The sequence below is a fragment of the Methylobacterium sp. WSM2598 genome, assembly GCF_000379105.1.
Classification (GTDB): domain Bacteria; phylum Pseudomonadota; class Alphaproteobacteria; order Rhizobiales; family Beijerinckiaceae; genus Methylobacterium.
On the sequence record NZ_KB900609.1, the window covers coordinates 4,307,031 to 4,329,391 of the forward strand.

Genomic DNA, 22,361 nt, shown 5'->3' on the forward strand with positions numbered 1-22,361 from the left:
CGACCCGGTGACCGCAGCTTCTCGCGAAGTGCCCGATCCGAACGCCGCCGACCTGCCATCACAACCGCCCTCCGCCAAGCCGTTGCGACGACCACTTGAATCCACCTTGCCACCCGCGATCCGAGTGATGCACGAGCCCGCCCCGTGAGCAGGGCGGCGCTCGTGCAGCGCCTGCTCCAGCGCGTCCAGCACGAAGCTGGCCTGCGCAGTGCGCGACACCCGCCTCGCGCACGCGCCGGATCTCGCGCATCGGCGTCGCGTCACTCCGCGCCCGGGCCGGCATTCTGCCAGGATCAGCGCGGCGTGTTGCATGAGCGTAGTCGGTCGACGGGGCGATCGGCAGCACCCTGCAGATCGGCTCGACCCCGTAGGCCTCTCGATGGTCGTCGATGAAGGCGATCGTGTCCGCGACCGGCGGTCGAGCTCCGCCATCGCAAACTCGGCCGAAGCCTTCCTGAGGATCTCGTTGGCCTGCCGAAGTTCGCGGGTTCTCGCGCTCCAGCGCTTCGATGCGCTCGCACTCGTCCGTGGTCGGGCCGGCCCGCAGGCCCTGGTCGCGCTCGGCCTGGCGCACCCAGTTCCTGAGGGTCTCGCCCGAGAAGCCGATCTTGCCTGAGCAGCCGATCCTGGCGGCGATCGACTGGATCGCGGCCCATTGCGAGCTGTGCTCCCCTTGGTGCTCGCGGACCATCCGGACCGCCCGCTCGCGGACCCGAGGGAGAAAGGTGGGGTGTGCTTCGTCACGGCTCCATCCTCTCAAGAGTTGGAGCCTCCGCGAAATTCGGGGCGGTTCATCCCTCGCGGAACGCGCGCTCCACTCTCCCGAAGCAAGTCCACCCATGCGGTGCGTCAGGCCGCCGCAGAGTGGGTGTCGAGGCGCGAGACGGACAGCCAGTTCGCACTCCTCCTCTCATCGGCCTGTTACCGGTGGCGTCTGACGGCAGCACTGGAATGTGACACATCGAAAAATCCAGTTGCCCTCGGCTGTCAGAGGCTCGCGGCTATTATCAACGCAGGTTCCCTCGAACGCCTTAGCTATTCAAGCTGGGCGGTCCAAAAAAGCAGCCGGTTGGCTCACTGTAGAGGGAAAAACTGATAATTGACAATATCGGTTCGCTCATCCAGTTTAGGTATATGCGTAAGCGCGTGATCTCACCTCTATGGGGTACATGCTCGGTTGGACGTGGCGGTTGTTGCAATCTAAGATTGCTAAAGCCTGCGATGCAATCTTAAGTTCCAGCGATCCCGGCGATCGGTTGTTGTGGCGCCGAGTTGAATACGAACCAGCTTGCGGATTCTTGCGCGTTACGGCTTCGGGATATGACTTTAAATGTCTAATATTGAGTCAACAAGTGAAAATCTCGGAATTCGAACCCCGAGGGAGGACGATTATGCCGATGACTAGGTGCTTGCTGCTTTTAAGCGCGTGCCCAACACGGGCGCTTGCTGGTAATCGTGAGTTTGAGCTTATCCTGCCGCCCCCGAGCGACGATACGGCGTTTGCTCGGGTGGTCACGGCCGTGGCACTCTGCCTCGCGCCTGCGCTGGGCGTGATCGCTCAAGGGATCATCCTGGACCACCAGGGGCCTGTCCTGTTCCGCCGGACCCGCACAGGGCTGAATGGCCAACCGTTCCAAGTCTGGAAACATCGAACATTGCCCGTGCAGAAAACCGGGCCCGTAACGTTGGCCGGTCCGCGCGCCGCTGCATGTTCCGTATCTGCAGCGCATTCGAGCTTCGCATTCACGAACATTCCAAAGATGTTCGTTCGCGCACTGCAACTAACCAGCTGTTCCCAATACTATTCTCGTTGCTGATTCTGTAAGAATTATCTATAGCCAAAATTATTCCCTAAATGGCAGTCGCAGCTGTTTCATCTCTGGCGAAATCGCCGCGGCGGCATCAGCACCGTGGAAGTACGGGGGACATGTGAACTCCTGGGTTTTAGAGGATGTGCGTCATGACAGCACCTGAACGCAATGTTTTCCTATCTGCCCTCGGTGAGGAGGATTTTGAGGCATTATTGCCCAAAATGAAGGATCTCGACGTCAGACAGGGGCAGATTCTCTGCGAGGCTGGCCACGAGATCGAGTTCGTTTACTTTCCAAAAACCTGTGCCATCTCAGTGGTCGCTCTCCTCGAAGATGGAACGCCAGAAATGGCGAACTTTGGCCCCGAAGGCGTTGCGGGCGCACTCGCTCTTCTCGGACATCGGAAGGCCTTCGGTCGCTACCTGGTGCAAATGTCCGGGCGGGCCTCACGCATTCGCCTCGACCATCTCGAAACAGTGCTCGCACAACGTCCTCACCTGCGAGCGACTATGAACTTGTATCTGCAATGGATTCTAAATCAGGTCATGCAGACCGCCGCTTGCAATGCTGCACATCATGTTGAGGCTCGCTGCTGCCGCTGGATCCTCACCTTGCACGAGCGGCTTCACTGCAAAGAACTAGATATAACGCACGATATCTTAGCTTCAGCGATTGGTGTACAGCGGCCTACTGTGAGCGTAATAGCGCGTCGCCTGCAGAACGCGGGCCTCATTCAGCAGCGCCGCGGAGCTATCGCCGTCGTTGATGCGCATGGATTGGAGAATTCAGCCTGTGAGTGTTATCACACGCTTCAGCAGCGCTTCGAACAGATATTGCGGTCTGCAGAGAGCATCAGGCGGGCCCGGCGAGAGCGGGACTGTCGCGTTATCGATCCAGCTCGCAAGTTTGGACTCTCGAACTCGGCAGAACCGGTCAATCAGAGAGACTAACGGGTGACCGATCCGCGTGGACCGCTACGCGGGCGGGCGCCCCGGGCTGACCGCAGCGTGAGGCGGGCATGCGGCCGGTCCCGATCCTCGGTGGCGGCCAAGTCGGCCGTGCGCTTCAGGACGTCACCCGGCCACGGGACGTCGCGCCGCGTGCGTGATCGCGCGAGGTCGTCGACATGACTGGGGAAGGCTCCGCAACGAGCGCCGCCGTGGAGCGTCCTCGTGTGCCGGCGATCGCCGCGGCGGCGCGTGCGGCGGTGGACCGGGCCAGCCGCGAGGCTGGGGAGCCTGGCAGCTCGACGCCCTGCCGCCCGTCCTCCCCGACGTCGCGACCGCGCGGGTGGGGATCGCTGGTCCAGTTCTCGACCGACTGCGTGTGCGATGGTCGCCGGACCGGGCGCCTGGCGGCCGCCGCGCGGGCGGACCTGACAAGCGGCTGCGGGGCCAGCGGCGAGACGAGCGAGACGGCGGTGCGCACGGCCCGCCGGCGCCGCGCGGAAGTGCGCCCGACACGGGCGGCCAATCCGCACCAGGGCCCTTCCGCCGAGGCGGTGCGACGGCCGGTCGGCGAGCGCTCCGGGCCCGACGTGACGGCCGACCAGCGCGGCTGCCCGACCTCCGCCGACGACCTCGCGGCGGCGCTCGCCGCGATCGCCCTGCGGCTCGCCGAGGATCCCGCGGCCCCGGGCGGCACCTACCATTGCGTGAATGCCGGCGCGACGACCTGGTGCGGCTTCGCGCGGGCGATCATGGCGGGCGCCCGGGCGCGCGGGGCGCGGGCGGTCCCGGTCGAGCCGATCGCGACCTCGTCCTACCCGACGCCGGCGCGGCGCCCGGCCAATAGCGAACTCTCGACCGCGACGCTGAGCCGGGATTTCGGGATCGTGCCGCGGCCCTGGGAGGCGGCGCTCGCCGACATCCTGGACCGGCTGATCGGCCCGGTGACGCCGGCCTGAAGGAGGCCATGATGAAGGGCATCGTGCTCGCCGGCGGCTCCGGCACCCGACTCCACCCGGCGACGCTCGCGATCAACAAGCAGCTGCTGCCGGTCTACGACAAGCCGATGATCTACTATCCGGTCTCGGTGCTGATGCTGGCCGGGATCCGCGAGATCCTGATCATCTCGAGCCCCGAGCACCTGGACAATTACAAGCGGCTGTTCGGGACGGGCGAGCAGTTCGGGGTGACCTTCTCGTACGCGCTGCAGCCGCGGCCGGAGGGGCTGGCGCAGGCCTTCCTGATCGGGCGGGACTTCGTCGGCGCGGACCCGGTCTCGCTGATCCTGGGCGACAACCTGTTCTTCGGGGCGGGCCTGCGGGCCCTGCTGCAGCGGGCGCGGGCGCGGGCGCGGGGGGCGACGGTGTTCGCCTACCACGTCGACCACCCGGAGGCCTACGGGGTGGTGAACCTCGACGGCTCGGGCCGCCCGACCAAGCTGGTCGAGAAGCCGAAACTGCCGGAATCGACCTGGGCGGTGACCGGCCTGTACTTCTACGACAACCAAGTGCTCGACATCGCGGCGGCCGTGAAACCCTCGCCGCGGGGCGAGCTGGAGATCACGGACGTGAACCAGGCCTACCTGGAGCGCGGGCAGCTCGAGGTGGAATGCATGTCGCGCGGCTACGCGTGGCTGGACACGGGAACGCATGACAGCCTGCTGGAGGCGGGGGAGTTCGTGCGGGTGATCCAGAGCCGGCAGGGGATGCAGGTGGCCTGCCTGGAGGAGATCGCCTACCTGCAGGGCTGGATCTCCCGCGAGCAGGTGGCGGCGCGCGGCGAGTTGTCCGCGAAAACCAGCTACGGTCAGTATCTCATCTGGCTCGCTCGCGGCAGCGACCTGATCAGCCCCCACGCGGTGGGCCGGTTGGAGCGTTTGAGCGCCTAACAGAACGGGCATGAACCGCCTGGGCGGATGTTGGTGTGTATGGCTCGACCGCTTCAACCCGATGATCTCTGGCGCGAGATCGCCCCGCTTCTGCTGCCGCCCCGGTTGCGCCCTGGGCTCGCGCCAGACCTACGGCTCGCCGCGCGTCCAGGCGGAGCGGCGCGACCAGGGCGACGCCCACCGTCGCAAGCGGATCGCCCGGCCGATGCGCGGGGCCGGTCTCGTCGGGGCGTGTCATCGCCGCAGCGGGCCGATCACGACGCGGCGCGATCAGGAGGCCCGGCCGGCTCCGGACTTGGTCGAGCGCAGCTTCGCGGCCGACGAACCCGACCGGCCGTGGGTCGCGGACATCACCTCCGTCCCGACCAGCGCAGGGTTCCTGTACCTGGCCATTGTGCTCGACGCGTTCAGCCGCCGGACCGCCGGCTGGTGGGGCTCCCATCGCGGCCCGCCGCGACGGCCGATCATCTTCGCACTGATCCGGGATCCGCTTGACCCAAGCGGATCCCGGATCGCGAGCCCGCGCGGCGCCTGAGCGAAGCCGACATCCGCATGGCCGAAATCGGAGATGGCGAAGCCATCAACCGGATGTCGGATGAGTTGGTGCTGGACGCGCTTGCGATGGCCGCCAGCCAGAGAAAGCCGCGAGACGTGATCCACCGCTCGGATCAGGGCTCGCCCTCGACTTCGCTGGCCATCGGCGGCCGCTGCCGCGAGGCGGGCGTGCGGCCCTCGATGGGCTCGGTCGGAGATGCTCACGACAACGCCATGGCCGAAAGCGTCTTCTCGAGCTTGGAATGCGAACTGCTCGCCCGCCGGCGCTCCCGCTCCCGGCCAGAGGCCCGCATGGCCCCTTTCAGCGACCTGGAGGGCTTCGCCAACCCGGTGCGGCGCCACTCCGCCCTGGGCGACCGCTCACCCAGCATCTGCGACCAACAGCATCGTCCCGAGCCTGCAACCGGGACCCTGGTCAGCCATGCCCAGTGACCGTCCACACAAAACCGGGCAATCCCAAACCCCCGAATAGACAAGAAGTTTCCCCGGGCGGCCTCCTGCAGGATCAGCTTGCCGAGTGTGAGGTCCGCGATCGCCTTGCGCAGCCGCTGGTTCTCGGTCTCCAGCTCCTTCATCCGGCGCACCTGGTCGGACTTGAGCCCACCGTACCCGCGGCCCCAACGATAGGAGGTGACCCCGGTCACGCCGATGGCGCGGCTCGCGTCCGCCACGCTCTGCCCCCGCGAGACCAGCACGTCGACCTGCCGCAGATTGGCCATCCCTCTTCCGGCTTGCGCTTCTTCGCTCCCATTGCGTCCGTCCTCCGTCGGCTCAAAGCCACACTTCAGGGCGGACCACTCTGACACGGGCTGACCATACCGAGGCTCGACTGTATCTCCCCGTGCACCACGCACCTACGTAATCATTCGCACCGAAAATTGGTAATCTCGCGAACATAAAACTCACTCCGGTTCAGGATAATCAGGAGCGATGCGGTTGTCGGAACATAGTCTTACAATTTCGCTTGCTCTCTGCCAGACCCAGTGATTAGTATATCCGATCTGAGTGCCTCCGCCCGAGTCAGCGGGACGGAAAAAGCGCACTCTCGCCCTGCACTGGCCCAGAGGGCTACAAGATGCCAGTCAGCTTTTTCAACCTTTTACCCGTTCAACATAAAGAGCCAGCTGCCTCGATACAAACCGCTGCCCATGGCCGGAACCGGCCGGCTTTACTCATACTTGGCACGCGCGGCATCCCGGCGGCGCATGGCGGGTTCGAGACTTTCGCCGAACGTCTCGCACTCTATATGGCGGCGCGCGGCTGGGACGTTACGGTATTCTGCCAGCAAGACGTTGCTCCGAGCTCCGGTCTGCATGGTCAGATCGCTCACGACATTTGGCGCGGCGTGCGACGCTTGATCATATCAGTCGAACGAACTGGCCCAGCAGGTACGATTTATTTTGACTGGCGCTCCATGATTGAAGCGCGCCGCCTTCCAGGAATACCATTGGTTTTAGGGTATAATACCGCCTGCTTTCTCCCAATGCTGCGCGCTCAACGTCGTCCGGTCTTGGTCAACATGGATGGAATTGAGTGGAAACGCGAAAAATGGTCAAATTTAGCGAAATTATGGTTCATTATAAACGAGAGGGTTGCCTGCCAACTTGGATCCCGATTGATTGCTGATCATCCACAAATCAAAGACCATCTTCTAGCACGAGCAGATGCAAACAAAATAACAATGATACCGTACGGAGCCGACGAAATCGTCAATGCTCCTCCTGAGCTCCTCTCTCCTTACAATCTCCAACCAGACAAATACCTGCTCCTGATCGCAAGAATTGAGCCCGAAAATTCGATTCTCGAGATTGTCCGCGCGTTTTCCCGGCGCCCTCGCCGAGTGCCACTGGTCTGCATCGGCAATATTGATCCAAGCCGCTCTCCATATCATCAGCTCATTTGCGCGGAAGCGTCGCCGCAAGTGCATTTCCCCGGCGCCGTATACGATAAGCCCACGGTTTCAGCTCTCCGGCGGCATGCGCTGGCTTACCTCCACGGGCACACCGTCGGCGGAACGAACCCATCGCTCGTTGAGGCTTTGGGTGCCGGGAGTGCGATCATCGCCAAGCGCAACATCTTTAACACTTGGACCGCCGGACCTGAGCAGTTCTACTTTTCTGACGAGGACCAGTGCGACGCCCAGATCGAACGGGCGTTCGACGACCAGACCGCACTCAAGAACGCCCGTCGGGCCGCGAAGCGGCGACATCGCGCTACGTTCCTCTGGGACGATGTGCTCGCCAAATACGAAGATCTCTGCCTGGACACGTGGCAGCACGTAATGCGTGCAGCCCTCGCGGTGCTCGCCCTGGCCACGAGCCCCTTCTGCCCGAACGCCCGAGCTGACTATCTGCTTGGGCCGGGCGATAAGCTGCAAATAACAGTATCACTGACGACCGCCTGGCGTACAACGGTCAACGCCGACGGGGCGATCGCGATGCCGCAGATCGGCACGGTTCCGCTTGCAGGCATATCCGTCCAAGCGGCCCAGGCTCGCCTCCGAGAAGAATACCGCGCGAAGCGAATTTTTCAAGATGCCGACGTTCAGGTGGAAGTCACGGAGTATCGTCCGTTTTACATCGACGGCGACGTTGCGAAACCCGGCTCCTATCCGTACCAGCCACGCATGACGGTCCGTCAGGCAATAGCCTCGGCGGGAGGACTCGACATGGTGCGGTTTCGCATCGGCGAGAACCCTTTCGTGAGGGCCGCCGACCTCCGCAGTGAATATGAATCGATCGCCATTGAACGCGCACGTCTACTTCTTCGAAAGAACCGCATCAACGCCGAACTGGAGGGCACACAAGAACTGCGAATTGATGATCTTGCAAACCCCGGTATTCCGCCTTCGCAAATCAGGCAGTTGGCGGCGCTGGAACTTGCGCAGCTGCGACACAACAAAATCGCCCAAGAAGCGGAGATTGCGGCGCTCACAAACGTCATAAATGAGTCGCAGGAGAACCTGAATTCGCTGAACGCGGAATTGTCCGTCGAAAGCCAAGCGACGCGAGACGAAGAGGCGGCAGTCGCCTCCACACGGTCGTACGTCACCCGGGGTACCTCCCCGGAAACACGACTCGCTGAGGTCCGCCGCGACTTGGCCAGCGCAAAAAGTCGCTACCACGCCACGCAAGCCCAGGTGTGGGCGGCAGCGCGGGCGCTCTCCGAGCATCGACGCCAGCTGGCGCGCGTCGTTGAGGTCCGCCGAGGCGCTCGGCTGGCAGAAGCACAAGAGACAGATATTGCTCTACAGAAGCTTGAGGCTCAGACCAAAGCTCTTGCCGAGAAATTCGCCGTTATCGGAGGAATTAGAGCAGCTCTTTACACAAGCGCCGGTAACGACCTCGAAGTCACTGTCTACCGGCAGAATGCCGCAGGCTCCGAACGCCTCACGGCATCGAGCGACTCGAAGATCGAGCCGGACGACGTGGTGTCCGTGAATGTGCGACCCGGTCGCCTTCTTGGTATGGCGGCGACTGCGGAACCTAGTCCGGTGATCACGTCGACCGCAACTAACCGCCGGTGAGCAAATCGGAGCGTCATGTCATGCGCATCCTCTGTGTTCATCAGGGTTTCGAGTTGTATGGATCCGATCGTTGCTTTCTAGATTCCGTGCGCGTGATACGGGCGTCATTTCCACATGCCCACGTCGCCGCCGTCATACCGCGCCCGGGTCCCATCACTGCGCCGCTATCAAGCCTCGTTGATCACGTGACGTTCGGAAAAATCTGGGTACTTCGCAAGCATGGACTTTGGAAGTCTTTGCTGCACGGCCCAATTTCACTTCCAGTGGCCGTCGCACGGGCGGTTACGGCCTTTCGGAGCGCCGACCTCGTGTACATCAACACGGTGACCGTGTTAGATTATTTGCTGGCGGCGGCTTTTTTTCGCAGCAAAGCGCTCCTGCACATTCACGAAGCTCCGGGGGGATTGGCGGGCGTTGGATTCGGTGCCCTCGTGCGCAGCCTCAGGGCTGCAACGATTTTCAATTCGGAAGCGACGCGCTCCGCCTATCGTCCGTCACGAAAAGCACCGTCGTACGTCCTCTACAATGGCGTCGACGCGCCGGACGTCGCCGATCCTTGCCGCTACGACGGCTCGCGGCGATTGCGCATCTTGATGATCGGGCGAATTAGTCGCGGGAAGGCGCAGGATCTCCTTCTTGATGCATGTGAGCGGCTGCCTGCCTCCGTCATAGCAAAGATCGAAGTGAAAATCGTCGGCAGCTCTTTCGGGAGACGACGACAGTTGGAACAGCTTCTCATCGCACGTGCGAGGAAGATTGTGCCTCCAGATGTTTTCTCGTTCGAGCCTTTCACCGCAGATCCGGCGAAGCTATACGAGTGGTGCGACCTCGTGATCGTTCCATCTCGGGTCCGCGAAGGCTTCGGACGCGTCGCAACCGAGGCAATGGCACACGGACGAGCGGTCATCGCGGCCAACCATGGCGGCCTCACCGAGATCGTCGAGCATGAAAAGACGGGTTGGCTATTCACGCCGAACGACCCAGCCGCCTTGGCTGAGGTTATCCAGGTCGCGGCAGCGTCGCCCGACCAGCTGCGGCAGTTCGGCCGGGCCGCGCGACGGCGTTTCGACACCCATTTCGCAGCTCCCCTCATCGATTCGCAGCTGCGTAAAATCTTACGCGAGCGGTGCCCGTGACGGTCGATCAAACCCGGAGCACGCGGATGTCGCTACAAGCCAGCCGCCTGACCACGCAGCTGCCGATATTGCGAGATCGCGGAGTTAATCTCCGCGAAATACTGAGCGTGTTGAAACGCCGTCGGGCTATTTTCCTGGTTGTTACCTCGATCGTTCTATTTTCCGTGATAGCCTACCTGTTCATCGCACGTCCTACGTTTACCGCAACAGCGCAGATCCTTCTCGACCAGCAGCAGAGAATCGCCGACGATGTTCCCAGGGAGCAGCTACCGTCAGAAACTGTAAGCGCGATCGTCGAGAGCCAAGTTCAGACAGTGGCGTCCCACGAAATTGTAAGGCGTCTTATCGCAAGCGAGCATCTAACCAGCGATCCGGAATTTGCTTCGCGGGGACTTGTATTGCAAATATTGCATTCCGCTTTGGGCATGATCGGCACAGCGGCGTACGAGGAAGAAGATCCAGAAGCGCGCGTACACCAAAATGTTCGCAACGCGATCTCAGCACGAAGGCTTGATAAAACTTTCGTTCTCGAGATCAGCTTTGAATCGCATGATCGGCAAAAATCTGCGCGGCTCGCGAACGCCACCGCGCGCGCCTTTATCGCCGACCAGGTTGAGGCGAAAGTGGCCGCGAATCGCCGTCTTGCGGCGTCGTATGAGGCGCGTCTACCGGAGTTGCGAGGGGAATTGCAACGAGCCGAACAGGCGATTGAGACTTACAAGTTTCAGCACAGTACGGTCGTTCCCTCCGGCGGCCCGGCCACGCTCGGCGGAAATGAGGCCCTTGTCGGGCTGAGGGAACTCGAGCGGGAAGCAGAGACGAGTCGCGCCCTGTATGTCTCGCAACTGGCACGTTCGAGGAAGGCGTTCGAACAAGCGAATTTCTACGTTGCTGACGCACGCTTTATTTCCCCCGCAATCCCGCCAGCGCGCCGCAGCTGGCCGCCGACGGGAGTGTTGCTCGTTGCTGGTCTCTTTGGTGGCATGAGCGTGGCCGCGGGCGTCGCGTTGCTGCGCGATCATTTGGACACTCGCCTCTTTACGAAGGAACAAACCGAGTCGGAAACGGAGTTTCCGGTCCTCGCCGACATACCAGAAGCTCGGCCAAATTCACCCGACATCGCGCGTTGCAATCAGGGTGCGTTCCTGCGTATCTTGGACTCTGTACGCGAGCATTCAGAGAGAAAAGGCACCAGAATTATACTTCTTACTTCGTCCGAACTGGGGGAGGGTAAAAGTACAATAGCTATAAACCTGGCGATGATTGCTGATAAACTCGGAGATAGCGTCCTGCTCGTTGACTCGCCGTTCGCCACGGCGGCGACGTCGGTGGCGGGGGAGCACATCTGGTTCGTCGACTCGCCCTTCATCGTGCGAGCGGCGCTCTTGCCGTCGAGTGCCGGGATCAAGGCCACGAGTCAGAACGGAGAGGCGGCGCATCGTCAGGCGGCGCATCACCCACTCGTGCTACAAGGCGACTCCGCACGAAGAACTAGCCTACGAGACCAAATCGAATTTTTGCTGAATTCGTCGACGCGAAAATTCGATCTCATCATCTTGGAGCGAAGCGCGGCCAACGACGACTGCGTTCTCCGTGACATGAGCCACATCGCACACTCGATCATCATTGTGGCGAAAGCCGGTCAAACTCGGGTCGGCGACATTGCTTCGATCTCCGAAACACTTGGATTGGGACGCAAGCGAATCGCTGGTGTGGTACTTAACCGCACTCGGCGGAAGTCGAGGTTGCTGCCGTGACCTCAACACCCTCGCCCGCGGCGCTGATGAGCCATCGCGCGCGGTCCGACCGCGCCTCGCTGGATCCAGGCGGGCCCCTCTTCCTCCTCACGGTCGGCGTACTTTTCGCCGTTCCAGGAGGACTCCTGTGGGAGCTTGGACTCAATTACGACGGCATCACCGGCTCGATAATGTCGAAAATTCATCCCTCGTCCTACTTGGCTGCCGTTAATGTCGTAATTGTCATGGCGCTGAAGCCGAGTTCAGCGTCACCGTGCCGCCGCCTGCTTGAGAAGTATGGAGGTTCCGTTCTGCTCTTTACTTTTACGATTGCAGCTTTAGGTTTTGCGGCGATCAGCAGGCGACCAGGCCTTGCGGGTTTGATCGATACATTTTGCGTTCCCGCACTGCTCGCCATCACGGTGGAGGAGGTGTCGGAAGCAACACGCAGACGTGGAGAGTATCTTTTGCATTGCATTCTTACGTGCAACGCGATATTGACTATCTACGAGGCTGTAACAAATCACCACATTTTTCCCTATCGGTACGAGGGGCAGATCCCCGTCGAGCTGCGGCCGGCAGGACTACAGAATCACGCTTTGTCCAATGCGGTCGTTATAGGAACATACATCACGATACTCGCGTATGGAGCCCCGTTGCGCTTGCGGACCGGTGTGCGTGCGACGTTCATCGTACTTCAGCTGGCCGCTCTCATTTTGACCGGCGGCCGTGCAGCAACTGTGATCGTTTCATGCTTCCTGCTCCTGCGCGGCTTGCAAGGGTGCGCGCGCGTTCTTGCCGGACGGCGTTTCTCGAGGGCTGAAGCAGCACTCCATTTGACAGTTATTCCTCTTGTCCTGCTCTTGGTCGTCGTACTCGTACATCAAGGTGTATTCGGAATCTTGCTTGATAGATTTAATGAGGACAGCGGCAGTGCGATGACACGCGCGAAGATGTTCCGCATGTTCACATATATTCCCTTTGAACAGATCATGTTGGGACCCGATTTGCAAACCGTCGACTACGTTCGGCGCCGCGAGGGGCTTGAACTCGGGATTGAAAATCCTGTTGTCCGATTTATCTTGTACCAAGGTGCGGTTATTACGATGATGATGATCGTCGGTGTCGCGTGTTTTCTGGTCCAGATTGCACGGTCAACTTGCAATATCCATGTGGCTCCGCTAATTTATTTCTTAGCAGTAATATCGACTTTCGAAAGTATCGGCACGAAAGGAAGCTTACTTGCTAAATACGCCGTAATGACCGCTGTTCTAACGAATTTGAGGCCTATTATGTACGGCCGCCGATGACCAGTCCGGCGTGCAGCGCGAAGCGACGCTTCACGGCGCAGATCAGAAAAGGGTACGATCATGTGCAACGAGGAAGACGCCTGCCGGATCACAGGCGCATCTCCCCGCCGCCCCGCGGTCGGAGCCCGCTGTGGTTGCCGTATTGCTGCGTGATCTCGTCGGTGGTGGAGGAGGTGAAGTTGCTCGTCGCCGTTCGAGTTCCCGAATCCTCAGACAGAAGCTGGCACTGCGATCTCCTCAAGAGGATAAACGCCGTTCCCATGGTCACGGCGCAGGTCACATGGGGGGGGAGGCAGAAACCGCTTCCCTTCGCTCTCAGGTGTGTTTTCGATCCGAGCCGCGAAAGATCGACCTACGAAGCAGCCGCCTCGGAACGTTCAAGTATGGTCGAGCAAGCGAGTTCGTCCGAAGCGGATTCGCCCAAGCCCGACATTCTACTGGATCTATGTGGCGGCGTTGCGGAGGGCTATTGTCCGACATGGTCGCTGATGGCTGATGGCGAGGACGTTGAAAGCGGCGTACTGAGCTCCATAGTGCGGGGACGCGCACCAGTCATCTACATTTTCGACAGATCGGCCGGCGATGTGATTGCGTCGGCTCGGCCGCACACGGAAGCGAATGGTAATATTTATCAGGTATTCGAAGAATACATGCAAGTTGCTCAGCGGCTGGTCTGTGGGGCGATCGCGGGCTGTCGGACATCGGTCGGTGACCGGCCGCCGAGAGTGGCAGACGAGCTAGGCTTGGGAGATCTGGCCCGTTACGCGCGATCGCGCCTAACCCGTGACGTCGTGAAGGGTGCCTACCGTACTCTCTGCTACGCACCACATTGGCGGGTTGGCTGGCGGATCGTGGACGGTGCGGACATCGTGGACCTTAAGGAAATGCCCTGTACTGCCTGGAACGAGTTACCGGACGATGGCTTTCACTTCTATGCGGATCCGTTTCCAATTGAGGTGAATGGCAGAATCGTGCTTTTCGTCGAGGATTTTGACCACCGGGTCGGCCGCGGAGTGATATCGGCTGTGGAGTTCAACTCTTCAGGTCCGGTGAGCAGACCGGTTCCGGTTTTGTCGTCCTCTGCTCATTTCTCATACCCGTTCGTCTTCCAGCACGATGGGGAGATCTGGATGGTTCCAGAGAGTGCGTCGGCGCGGCGAGTGGAGCTCTACAGGGCGAAGAGATTTCCTGATGTTTGGGAGCACGAGGCGGTGCTTCTGAACGATGTCGAGGCAAGCGATGCGACACTCATCCGGGTGGATGGGCAATGGTGGATGATGGCGACCGTACGCTTTGAGGGCGGCTCTTATTCGGACGCCCTATGCCTCTGGTCAGCAGAGAAAATCACGGGGCCTTGGATTGCGCATCGGAAGAACCCTGTACTGGTCGATGCGGCAGCTGCGCGACCGGCCGGCCGCGTAGTGTCGCGCGGGGGCAGCCTCATACGGCCGGTCCAAGATTGCCGCCTCGGATATGGAGCTGCACTCGCTCTGGCGAAGATCACGCGGCTCGACGAGGCGGCCTTCGAACAGTCGGTTGTCGCATCGATCAAGCCTGGCCCCTCCTGGCGAGGCACTCGGCTTCACACTCTTAACCGCGCTGGTAAGCTTGAGTTCATCGATGGATCGTCCAGATCGTACAAGGCCGGAGCGTATCTCAGACGTTGGACGGGGCGTCGACTGCGCGAGGGCTCGTCTGGGGAAGCGAAGTGTCAAAGCGTTCTTGCGGGAAGCAGGTGCGGCTGGCCGATGAGGTCGTCCGCCGCGGAAGCGCCTGCTGGGTGGTGTAGCAGATGAGTGAGCGCACTCGCGGCAGTGATCCCGTGCACGACGCTAAGTTCCGTCAAAGAACTTCGGCCCGCACGAGACTGTCATCGCGCGCGGGACGCGCAGCATCGCTTCGGCGGAACGTGAGATGTGCGATCGCGGCGTCATAGAATTCGGGTGCTACGATGTTCGTCGGTTCGGCTCTCGTTGTACTTGGTCAGCTTAATGGGCTCGGCGTTGTCCGCAGTCTCGGTGAAGCTGGGGTCAAGAGCTGCGTTGTCGATCGCAGCCGAATGGCGCCTGCACTTTGGTCGCGTCATGCACTGCCTATTGTGAGCGGCAACATGTCGGGCGAAGGTTTTGTCGAGACCCTTCTTGGCCTCGGGAAAAGCTTCAGCGAGCCGCCAGTGCTTTTTAACACGGACGAGATGTCTGTTCTGCCGATCTCGCGCAGCCGCGACAGGCTTGCCAGCGCATTCAAGTTCCGGTTACCTGATCACGAGATCCTATGCACGCTCCAGGATAAGGCGCGCTTCCACGAATTCGCGGTGTCGCGAGGGCTTCCTGTCCCTGGCACGGCACTGATTCGACGCGAGGCCGAGATCCGAGAACTGGGACGCCTCCGCTATCCGGTTGTCGTCAAGGCTGCAAACAAAGGCGCAGTCCATGCAGGCAAAATGCCCGGCCTGATTGGCTGCGCCTGCGAAGCAGAAGCTGCGTCCGTATGCGGCAGATATTTGGAAGACTCGGAGGGCTTGGTAGTTCAGGAATGGATCGATGGCGCGGTAGACGAGATATTCTTTTGCCTTTTTTATTGCGGTAGTCCTGGCGATGCGACTGCTATGTTTACGGGGCGGAAACTCGCCAGTACTCCCCGTTTCGGGTTGACGGCGTATTGCCAAGCGGCTCCAGAAGCGGCTGGGCTCTTGGAGCCATTAACGCGAAATTTCATCGAATGCGCGAAGTATGTGGGGTTAGGTAGCGTTGAGTACAAATGGGACAGGTCAAGGAGCAAATTTCTCATCGTTGAGCCGACTGTCGGTCGTACCGACATGCAGGAAGAAATCGCGACGCTAAGTGGCGTTAACATTCCTCTGATCGCATATAGGTATGAGCGTGGGGAAGCTGCACACGTTCGCGGAGCAGTTAGTTCGGGCGTTGTCTGGAGGTCGTCATGGTTGGAGCCGCTTAGAGGAGTAAAAGCCAAAATACCTCATCAGGCGGTGGTGTATGACGGGTTTTGGCGTCGTGACGATCCGCTCCCTGGTTTCGCGAGATACGGATTTAATCTATGCAGCAGCTTGCTTAAAAAAGCTCGGAACGTGCGCATGCTCACGAGAAATAGCTGAGCTTGTGTTGATTGGATCCGATGGTTTGATAACCTTGCGCGCTGTTGACCTAAGGGCCTCGGCCTTGGCTCAAGCAGTCTGCCCGTCAAGCTTGTTCACGGTCGAATTGCATCGGTCTGGTTAGAGGCCGCAGTCGGCCGAATATCGTCTCGCCATCGGGATGTGTGCGGGCGAACCGACGGCTGAGGTTGGGTCGGGAGAAGTGAAAGGGAGCCACTTCGCCTGAGCCTTGGCGGTCCAGCTTGTCAGCGCGGAGGCACCTGCTAGGTTTTGTCCTCCGGCCGGCTGCAGCACGTCAGCTCGCACCTCTCCGAAGGAATTCAAAGCGAACGGCAGGTTGATCATCGCGTTGACCGTGGAGCACACTGCCGCACGCACGCTCTGGACTACGGGTCCGCCTCAATCCCTGCGCTCGCCTACTTCGCCCTCGCCGCTGCCATTATCCTCGGCACACGCTTCGAGAGGGCATTCTGAAACGGGTTCAGGAGGCCGGAGGGGCAACCGCCGACTTCGAATGGCAGCTTTCGCGTGTCGAGCGGCCATTCCGCCAGCATCGGTCGAAGGTCCGGAAGTGGCGTGCGTATTCCGACGAAGCCGGCCGGGGGTTCCAAGTTGAAGCCGGCCGTCATTCCGAGGCGAAGCCGGCCACCGTTCCGATCTGAAGCCGACCGGCGACGGGGCGCTCCCGCGGGTCTGGGGTGAAGATCACGAGGTCGGATCGGCGGGTCAAGCGGCGGGCTCGGTCGCCTTGCGTTTGCGCAGGCTCTCGCCGGCGAGTTCGATGCGGTGGGCATTGTGCAGCAGCCGGTCGAGGACGGCATCGGCGAGCGTGGGGATGCCGATGATCTCGTACCAGCGATCCACCGGCACCTGGCTGGTGATCAGGGTCGAGCCGGCATCGTAGCGGTCCTCGACGATCTCGAGGAGGTCGCGAGCCTGTTCGGGCAGGAGCGGCTCGGGCCCCAATCGTCGAGGATCAGCAGGTTCACCTTGGCGATCTGGCGCAGCAACCGGCCGTAGCGGCCATCGGCGGGGCGAGGGCCAGCGCGGTGAACAGGCGCGGGACCCGGTAGTACACGACCGAGAGGTCGTCCCGGCAGGCCTTGTGCCCCAGCGCGCAGGCCAGCCAGCTCTTGCCACCGCCACATGGGCCGGTGATCACGAGGTTGCGCCGGGTCCGGATCCAGTCGCTGGTGGCGAGCTTGAGGAACAGCGCCCGGTCCAGGCCGCGATGGCTGCGGTAGTCGACGTCCTCGATGCTGGCGGGATGCGCGCAGCCGCGCGGCGCGAGCGCGGGTCTCGAAGCGCTTCTGTCGCCGAGCCGTGGCCTCGTGGTCGAGGAGCAGTCCGAGCCACTCGGCATGGCCGAGGGGCGGGCCTTCGGGTTAGCGTCGAGCGCCTTGAAGCCCGAGGCCATGCCTCTCAGGCCGAGCTCGTGCAGGAGATCGAGGGTGGGATGGCTAAGCATCGTCGTCTCCGTCAGTGGAAGTAGCGCGGGCCGCGCAGGTTGGGGTGGAGCATCACCGGGACGGCCTCGGCAGGCGGGGCTGCGCGATCGAGGCCCTTGGCCAGGATTGCGGCGATGCTGGTGTAGGTGAGCGCCCCGACGGCCACGGCCGGCCGAGGCGGCCTCCCCCCGGCTCGGATCGAGCCCGCGATAGAGGCGCAGGAGACCCAAGCAGGTACGGAAGCCCTGCTCGGGATGAGGCCGGTCGTGGAGGATGGCGATCACCAGCCCCTCCGTCTCCGGCCCAATGCTCCGCGCCCAGCGCCGGAAGCGCTCGGGACTCCACTCGGCGTAGCGGCGATGGGCGCTGGGCATGTGGTCGGGATTGGTGCCGTGCCGCCGGCCGGTGTAGCGGCGTTCGTGGGCGGCGACGCGCTGACCGCGATGGAACACCTCGACGGTGCGCGCCGTAAGGCGCACGTCGACCTGCTCGCGGATCAGGGCGTGGGGCACCGAGTACAGGAAGCCGCCCGCCTCGACGTGGTAGTCGAGGTTGACCCGGGCCAGCCGCCATTCGGCGAAGCTGTAGTCCTCCGCCGGCAGGGGCCGGAGCGCCGCGCGCTCGATCGCCTCGAACAGGGCGCGGCGCGTGGTGCCGAGCCGGCGCATCAGGTGGGCGTTGATGCGCTCCACCATCGCGGCGATGGCGGCATTGCACTCGGCCAGCGAGAAGAACGTCTGCTGGCGCAGCCGTCCCAGGATGTAGCTCTGGGCGAAGCGAACCCCGGCCTCGACCTTGGCCTTGTCGCGCGGCTTACGAGGCCGCGCCGGCAGGACGCCGACGCCGTAATGCTCGGCCATCATCCCGTAGGAGCGGTTGAGTTCGGGATCGTAGAACGAGGCCTTGTGCACCCCGCTCTTGAGGTTGTCGGGCACGACGAGGCGGGGGACACCGCCGAGGAAGCGGAACAGGCGGACATGCGCGCCGATCCAGTCGGGCAGCGTCTGGGTCCAGGTCGCCTCGGCGTAGGTCAGGCTCGACGCGCCGAGCACCGCCACGAAGATCTCGGCCTCGCGTACGATGCCGGTGGTGGAGTCGACGATCCCGACCTTCTTGCCGGAGTAGTCGACGAAGACCTTGTCACCGGCGGCATGATGCTGGCGCATCACCGGGGTGAGCCGGCGCTCGAACTCGCGATAGAGATCGCAGAACCGGGAGTAGCCGTAGCCCTCCGGATGGGCCTCCCGGTACTCTTCCCAGAGCACCGTGAGGTTGACCCCGGGCGCGGCATCTCCCTGACCAGCGAGGGCCAGTTCGGCTCGGGCAGTCGCCGCATGCCCTGCTTCACCCCAGCCCGGGCGAACAGGCGCTGTTCCAGCACCGCGTCGCTGACCCCGGGGCCAAGCGGCCAGGTTAGGCCGGCGGCGGTTGCCCGGGCGAGGTTGTCCTGCACGGTCGAGCGGGCCACGCCCAGCGTTCGTCCGATCTCGCGCGAACTCACCCCATCGTGGGCGAGCCGCAGCATCTGTTTGATTTGTCGCATGGTCAGCTGTCTCCTGGCCGGCATCCCGCTCTCCTCGTGCTCGAGGACTGGGATGCCGCGGTTGCTGACCCGCGGGGATGCGCCGTGGCCGATGCCGGCTACCGAGTGGCCGGCTTCATCTCGGAACGCTGGCCGACATCAAATCGGAACGCTGGCCGGCTTCGCCTCGGAACCGGTGGCCGACTTCAATCGGAATCCGCAGTGGCGCATCTCGGACCTCTAGCTGCTCCATGAACCACGGCCGGAACGCCGGTCGAGAGTTGCATGTGATCGCACGTTGGCGGACGCGATCAGGCCCTTTATGCCCACGCGCAGGCAGGACATGATCGCGCCGACGTCCTTGCCGAAGTTGCCAAATTGGCTCAAGCCGAGGTGAAAACGCCGGCCCGCGAGCTGGCCGCCGAGAGCGGCTCCGAGTACCAGCTCGTGATTGAGCCCTATCATGGCGCGATGCTGGGGAGGGCGTACTACCCGTGATCAGTTGGAGAGCCTTGCCCGGCAACTCACGCGTCGGACTGACGACGAGAAGCAAGCTGGCGGCTGCCGGACATGCTCTAAGGCATGATGATCCGGGGGGCGTGCTTGCCTGCTTGACCGTGTCGAACGCCACAGCGTGGCTTGGCCAGAGGCGGTCAGCCTGAGCGGAAGGGCAGACGTCTCCGGAGCGTCGGCCTCCATGGCGGCGCGTATATCAGCTCATAACGCGGCGATTTGTTACCTAAGGCGTTACCTAGAACGCCCCCGGATGCAGCACCATTCCAGCTAAGTGTCTGATCGAATTGGTGGGTGCACTAGGGCTCGAACCTAGGACCCGCTGATTAAGAGTCAGCTGCTCTACCAACTGAGCTATGCACCCGTCGCTCTCAGGGAGCGAGACCGGGCGGCCACCAACCGTCCCGATCGCGAGGCGGGATGTAGCGGGTCGGATCCGGGCTGTCCAGTCCCGAATCCGACCCGCCTCGCGCTTTTTCGGCGGCTATTCGGCCGCCGCATGCTGGGCATGCAGGCGGTTGGCGCCCGCCAGCAGCTTGTTCAGCGCCGCCAGGTAGGCCTTCGCGGAGGCGACCAGCGTGTCCGGGTCGGCGCCGCGCGCCGTCACGCTGCGCTCGCCCTGGCGCAGGCGCACCGACACCTCGGCCTGCGCGTCCGTGCCCTCCGTCACCGCGTGGACGTCGTAGAGCTCGAGCTTCGCCTCGTGCGGCACCAGGGCGTGGATCGCGTTGAAGACCGCGTCGACCGGTCCGTTGCCGTCCGCCTCCTCCGTCGCGAGGCGCCCCTCGATGTCGAGGCGCATCGTCGCCCGCTGGGGGCCGCGCGTGCCCGCGATCACCGTCAGCGACACCAGCCGGATGCGGTCGTGCGCGGTCGCGAGGTTCTCGTCGACCAGCGCCTCGATGTCCTCGTCGTAGACGTTCTTCTTGCGGTCGGCGAGCGCCTTGAACCGCTCGAACGCGTCCTGGAACTGGTTGTCCGACAGGCGGTAGCCCATCTCCTCCAGCTTCGAGCGGAAGGCCGCGCGGCCCGAGTGCTTGCCCATTACCAGCGAGGTCTTCTGAACCCCGACCGATTCCGGGGTCATGATCTCGTAGGTGGACTGGTTCTTGAGCATCCCGTCCTGGTGGATGCCGCTCTCATGCGCGAAGGCGTTCCGGCCGACGATCGCCTTGTTGTACTGGACCGGGAAATGCGTCGCGGCCGCCACCAGCTTCGAGGCCCGCATGATCTGCGTCGTGTCGATGCCGGTGGCGTAGGGCAGCACGTCGCCGCGGGTGCGGATCGCCATCACCACCTCTTCGAGCGCCGCGTTGCCCGCCCGCTCGCCGATGCCGTTGATCGTGCACTCGATCTGGCGCGCGCCGCCCTCCACGCCCGCGAGGGAGTTCGCGATCGCCAGTCCCAGGTCGTTGTGGCAATGCACCGAGAAGACCGCCTTGTCGGCGTTGGGCACCCGCTCGCGCACCGCGCGGAACATCGCCCGGTACTCGTCGGGCGTCGCGTAGCCGACCGTGTCCGGCAGGTTGATCGTGGTCGCCCCCATCCGGATCGCCGTCTCGACGCAGCGGCACAGGTAGTCGAGCGGCGTGCGCGTCGCGTCCATGGCCGACCATTCCACGTCCTCGACGAGGTCGCGGGCCTGGGCCACCGTCCGCTGGATGATCTCCAGCACCTCCTCCTCGCTCTTGCGCATCTGGTGGGCGAGGTGGATCGGCGACGTCGACACGAAGGTGTGGATGCGCCCGCGCGCGGCGGGCCGCACCGCCTCCCCGGCCCGCGCGATGTCGGCGGGGATCGCCCGGGCGAGGCCCGCCACCACGGCGCGCTTGGTGCGCCGCGCGATCTCGGCCACCGCCTCGAAATCGCCGTTCGAGGCGATCGGGAAACCCGCCTCGATGATGTCGACGCCCATCCCGTCGAGCATCTCGGCCACCGCGAGCTTCTCCTCGAAGGTCATGGTGGCGCCGGGGCATTGCTCGCCGTCGCGCAGGGTAGTGTCGAAGATCAGGACGCGCTCGGCGGAGGAAGCAGCTTGGGTCATGGGAAAATCCGTTCTGGGAGATCGCCCGGCGCGGCGCTCGGGGCGGCGCGGATCGCGATCGCGAGCTGGGACGAGGATGGTCGCGCTCCCCTGAAGGCCCAGGCGCGCGCCCGGACGGCCCTCAGGGGCGGCTAAGGAGAAGGCCGGGAAGGAGGAGCGCGCGCGACCGCGCCGCCCGCAGGGCGGTCCGGGTCGTCAGCGGCAGGGAGCCGGCATGCGCCACGGCTCGGGTCTCCTCAAGGCGGAACGCCTGACGTCGCCCTCTCTACCGGCGGCGGGCCGCGATGACAAGCCGGCGGCCCTGACGGGCCGCGCCGCCCTGACGGGGCGCGCCGCCCCGATGGACCGGGTGCCTGGGGGCCACGCGCCTGGGGGCCGCGCGCCGGATTGACCCGCCCGACCGCCCTTGCCACAAGCTCGGCCGCAGATCCTCCCCCGGGAGTCGATCCGCTAGGAGAGCGTCCATGCTGCCTCGTTCCGGCCTCGCCGCCGCCCTGCTCGCCGCCCTCGGCCTCGCCGCCTGCAAGCCGAGCGTGCCGCCCCCCGCGGTCGCGGCGGCACCGGTCGCCGCCCCGGCGATCCCGCCCGGCGGCTCCGGCTGCGGCCCGGCCATCGCCCGCACCCAGACCATCGTGAACAGCGACGTCGCCACCGGCAACCTCAACGAGCCGGTCGGCAAGCGCTTCTCGGCCGATCTCGGCCGGGCCGCCGAGGCCTGCGCGGCCGGCCACGAGGCCGAGGCGCTGCGCCTCCACGCCGCCGCCCGCGCCCGCTACGGCTATCCGTGAGGGTGCGGCCTTCACGATCCGT

Annotated in this window: 11 protein-coding genes, 1 tRNA gene, 6 pseudogenes and 1 other annotated feature; of the genes and pseudogenes, 12 read left to right on the forward strand and 6 right to left on the reverse strand. The window is 63.3% G+C overall.

Annotated elements, in window-relative coordinates; translation table 11 throughout:
- Positions 1-229 precede the first annotated feature (229 nt).
- Positions 230-691, reverse strand: a pseudogene (locus MET2598_RS39540) (transposase); the annotation flags it as partial.
- Positions 329-445 (reverse strand) — a sequence feature (AL1L pseudoknot). Its footprint overlaps the pseudogene before it by 117 nt.
- A gap of 706 nt (positions 692-1,397) precedes the next feature.
- On the opposite strand from MET2598_RS39540, the gene MET2598_RS43825 reads away from it, so the two are divergent.
- The 5 genes and pseudogenes from MET2598_RS43825 to MET2598_RS43830 all read left to right on the forward strand — a co-directional run.
- On the forward strand, positions 1,398-1,817 hold the full coding sequence (locus MET2598_RS43825; RefSeq protein WP_442919011.1) for a sugar transferase: 420 nt from the start codon (positions 1,398-1,400) through the stop codon (positions 1,815-1,817).
- Between the two features lie 143 nt (positions 1,818-1,960).
- Positions 1,961-2,761 (forward strand): Crp/Fnr family transcriptional regulator, encoded by an 801-nt coding sequence (locus tag MET2598_RS39550; RefSeq protein WP_157182219.1) that lies wholly within the window; start codon positions 1,961-1,963, stop codon positions 2,759-2,761.
- Positions 2,762-2,829: 68 nt separating this feature from the next.
- Positions 2,830-3,717, forward strand: a pseudogene (locus MET2598_RS37000) (sugar nucleotide-binding protein).
- Positions 3,718-3,728: 11 nt separating this feature from the next.
- On the forward strand, positions 3,729-4,646 hold the full coding sequence (gene rfbA / locus MET2598_RS0120480) for a glucose-1-phosphate thymidylyltransferase RfbA (RefSeq protein ID WP_198293065.1): 918 nt from the start codon (positions 3,729-3,731) through the stop codon (positions 4,644-4,646).
- A 166-nt stretch (positions 4,647-4,812) separates the two neighbouring features.
- Positions 4,813-5,633 (forward strand): annotated as a pseudogene (locus MET2598_RS43830) (integrase core domain-containing protein); the annotation flags it as partial.
- A 38-nt stretch (positions 5,634-5,671) separates the two neighbouring features.
- Here the strand turns inward: MET2598_RS43830 and MET2598_RS37015 are convergent.
- Positions 5,672-5,952, reverse strand: a pseudogene (locus MET2598_RS37015) (transposase); the annotation flags it as partial.
- A 324-nt stretch (positions 5,953-6,276) separates the two neighbouring features.
- Here MET2598_RS37015 and MET2598_RS39565 point away from each other — a divergent pair.
- From MET2598_RS39565 to MET2598_RS41390, 6 genes are all read left to right on the forward strand, one after another.
- A complete protein-coding gene (locus MET2598_RS39565; RefSeq protein WP_084673890.1) occupies positions 6,277-8,727 on the forward strand; it encodes a polysaccharide biosynthesis/export family protein in 2,451 nt (816 codons plus the stop codon).
- 308 nt (positions 8,728-9,035) lie between these two features.
- Positions 9,036-9,863 (forward strand): glycosyltransferase family 4 protein, encoded by an 828-nt coding sequence (locus MET2598_RS39570; RefSeq protein WP_157182220.1) that lies wholly within the window; start codon positions 9,036-9,038, stop codon positions 9,861-9,863.
- The gene (locus tag MET2598_RS39575) at positions 9,860-11,620 is read left to right on the forward strand and encodes a GumC family protein (RefSeq protein ID WP_157182221.1); all 1,761 of its coding nucleotides are present in this window, start codon (positions 9,860-9,862) and stop codon (positions 11,618-11,620) included. The genes MET2598_RS39570 and MET2598_RS39575 overlap by 4 nt, the downstream gene beginning before the upstream one ends.
- Complete coding sequence (locus tag MET2598_RS41380) at positions 11,617-12,909, forward strand: VpsF family polysaccharide biosynthesis protein (RefSeq protein WP_157182222.1); 1,293 nt, start codon at positions 11,617-11,619, stop codon at positions 12,907-12,909. The genes MET2598_RS39575 and MET2598_RS41380 overlap by 4 nt, the downstream gene beginning before the upstream one ends.
- A gap of 161 nt (positions 12,910-13,070) precedes the next feature.
- Positions 13,071-14,705, forward strand: a complete 1,635-nt coding sequence (locus MET2598_RS41385) for a glucosamine inositolphosphorylceramide transferase family protein (RefSeq protein ID WP_157182223.1) — start codon at positions 13,071-13,073, stop codon at positions 14,703-14,705.
- 263 nt (positions 14,706-14,968) lie between these two features.
- Entirely contained in the window at positions 14,969-16,024 is a 1,056-nt protein-coding gene (locus tag MET2598_RS41390; protein ID WP_210163408.1) for a carboxylate--amine ligase, read from the forward strand.
- A 726-nt stretch (positions 16,025-16,750) separates the two neighbouring features.
- Here the strand turns inward: MET2598_RS41390 and istB are convergent.
- From istB to MET2598_RS0120530, 4 genes and pseudogenes are all read right to left on the reverse strand, one after another.
- Positions 16,751-17,492 (reverse strand): annotated as a pseudogene (gene istB, locus MET2598_RS37020) (IS21-like element helper ATPase IstB).
- 11 nt (positions 17,493-17,503) lie between these two features.
- Positions 17,504-19,039 (reverse strand): annotated as a pseudogene (gene istA / locus MET2598_RS37025) (IS21 family transposase).
- A 756-nt stretch (positions 19,040-19,795) separates the two neighbouring features.
- Positions 19,796-19,871, reverse strand: a tRNA-Lys gene (locus MET2598_RS0120525).
- Positions 19,872-19,991: 120 nt separating this feature from the next.
- Positions 19,992-21,551, reverse strand: coding sequence for a 2-isopropylmalate synthase (locus MET2598_RS0120530; protein ID WP_018262167.1), 1,560 nt, complete (start codon positions 21,549-21,551; stop codon positions 19,992-19,994).
- A gap of 464 nt (positions 21,552-22,015) precedes the next feature.
- Here MET2598_RS0120530 and MET2598_RS0120535 point away from each other — a divergent pair, with 464 nt between their 5' ends.
- Positions 22,016-22,339 carry a hypothetical protein gene (locus MET2598_RS0120535; RefSeq protein ID WP_012331376.1) on the forward strand — a complete coding sequence of 108 codons (324 nt, stop codon included), beginning with the start codon at positions 22,016-22,018 and terminating at the stop codon, positions 22,337-22,339.
- Positions 22,340-22,361: the final 22 nt, after the last annotated feature.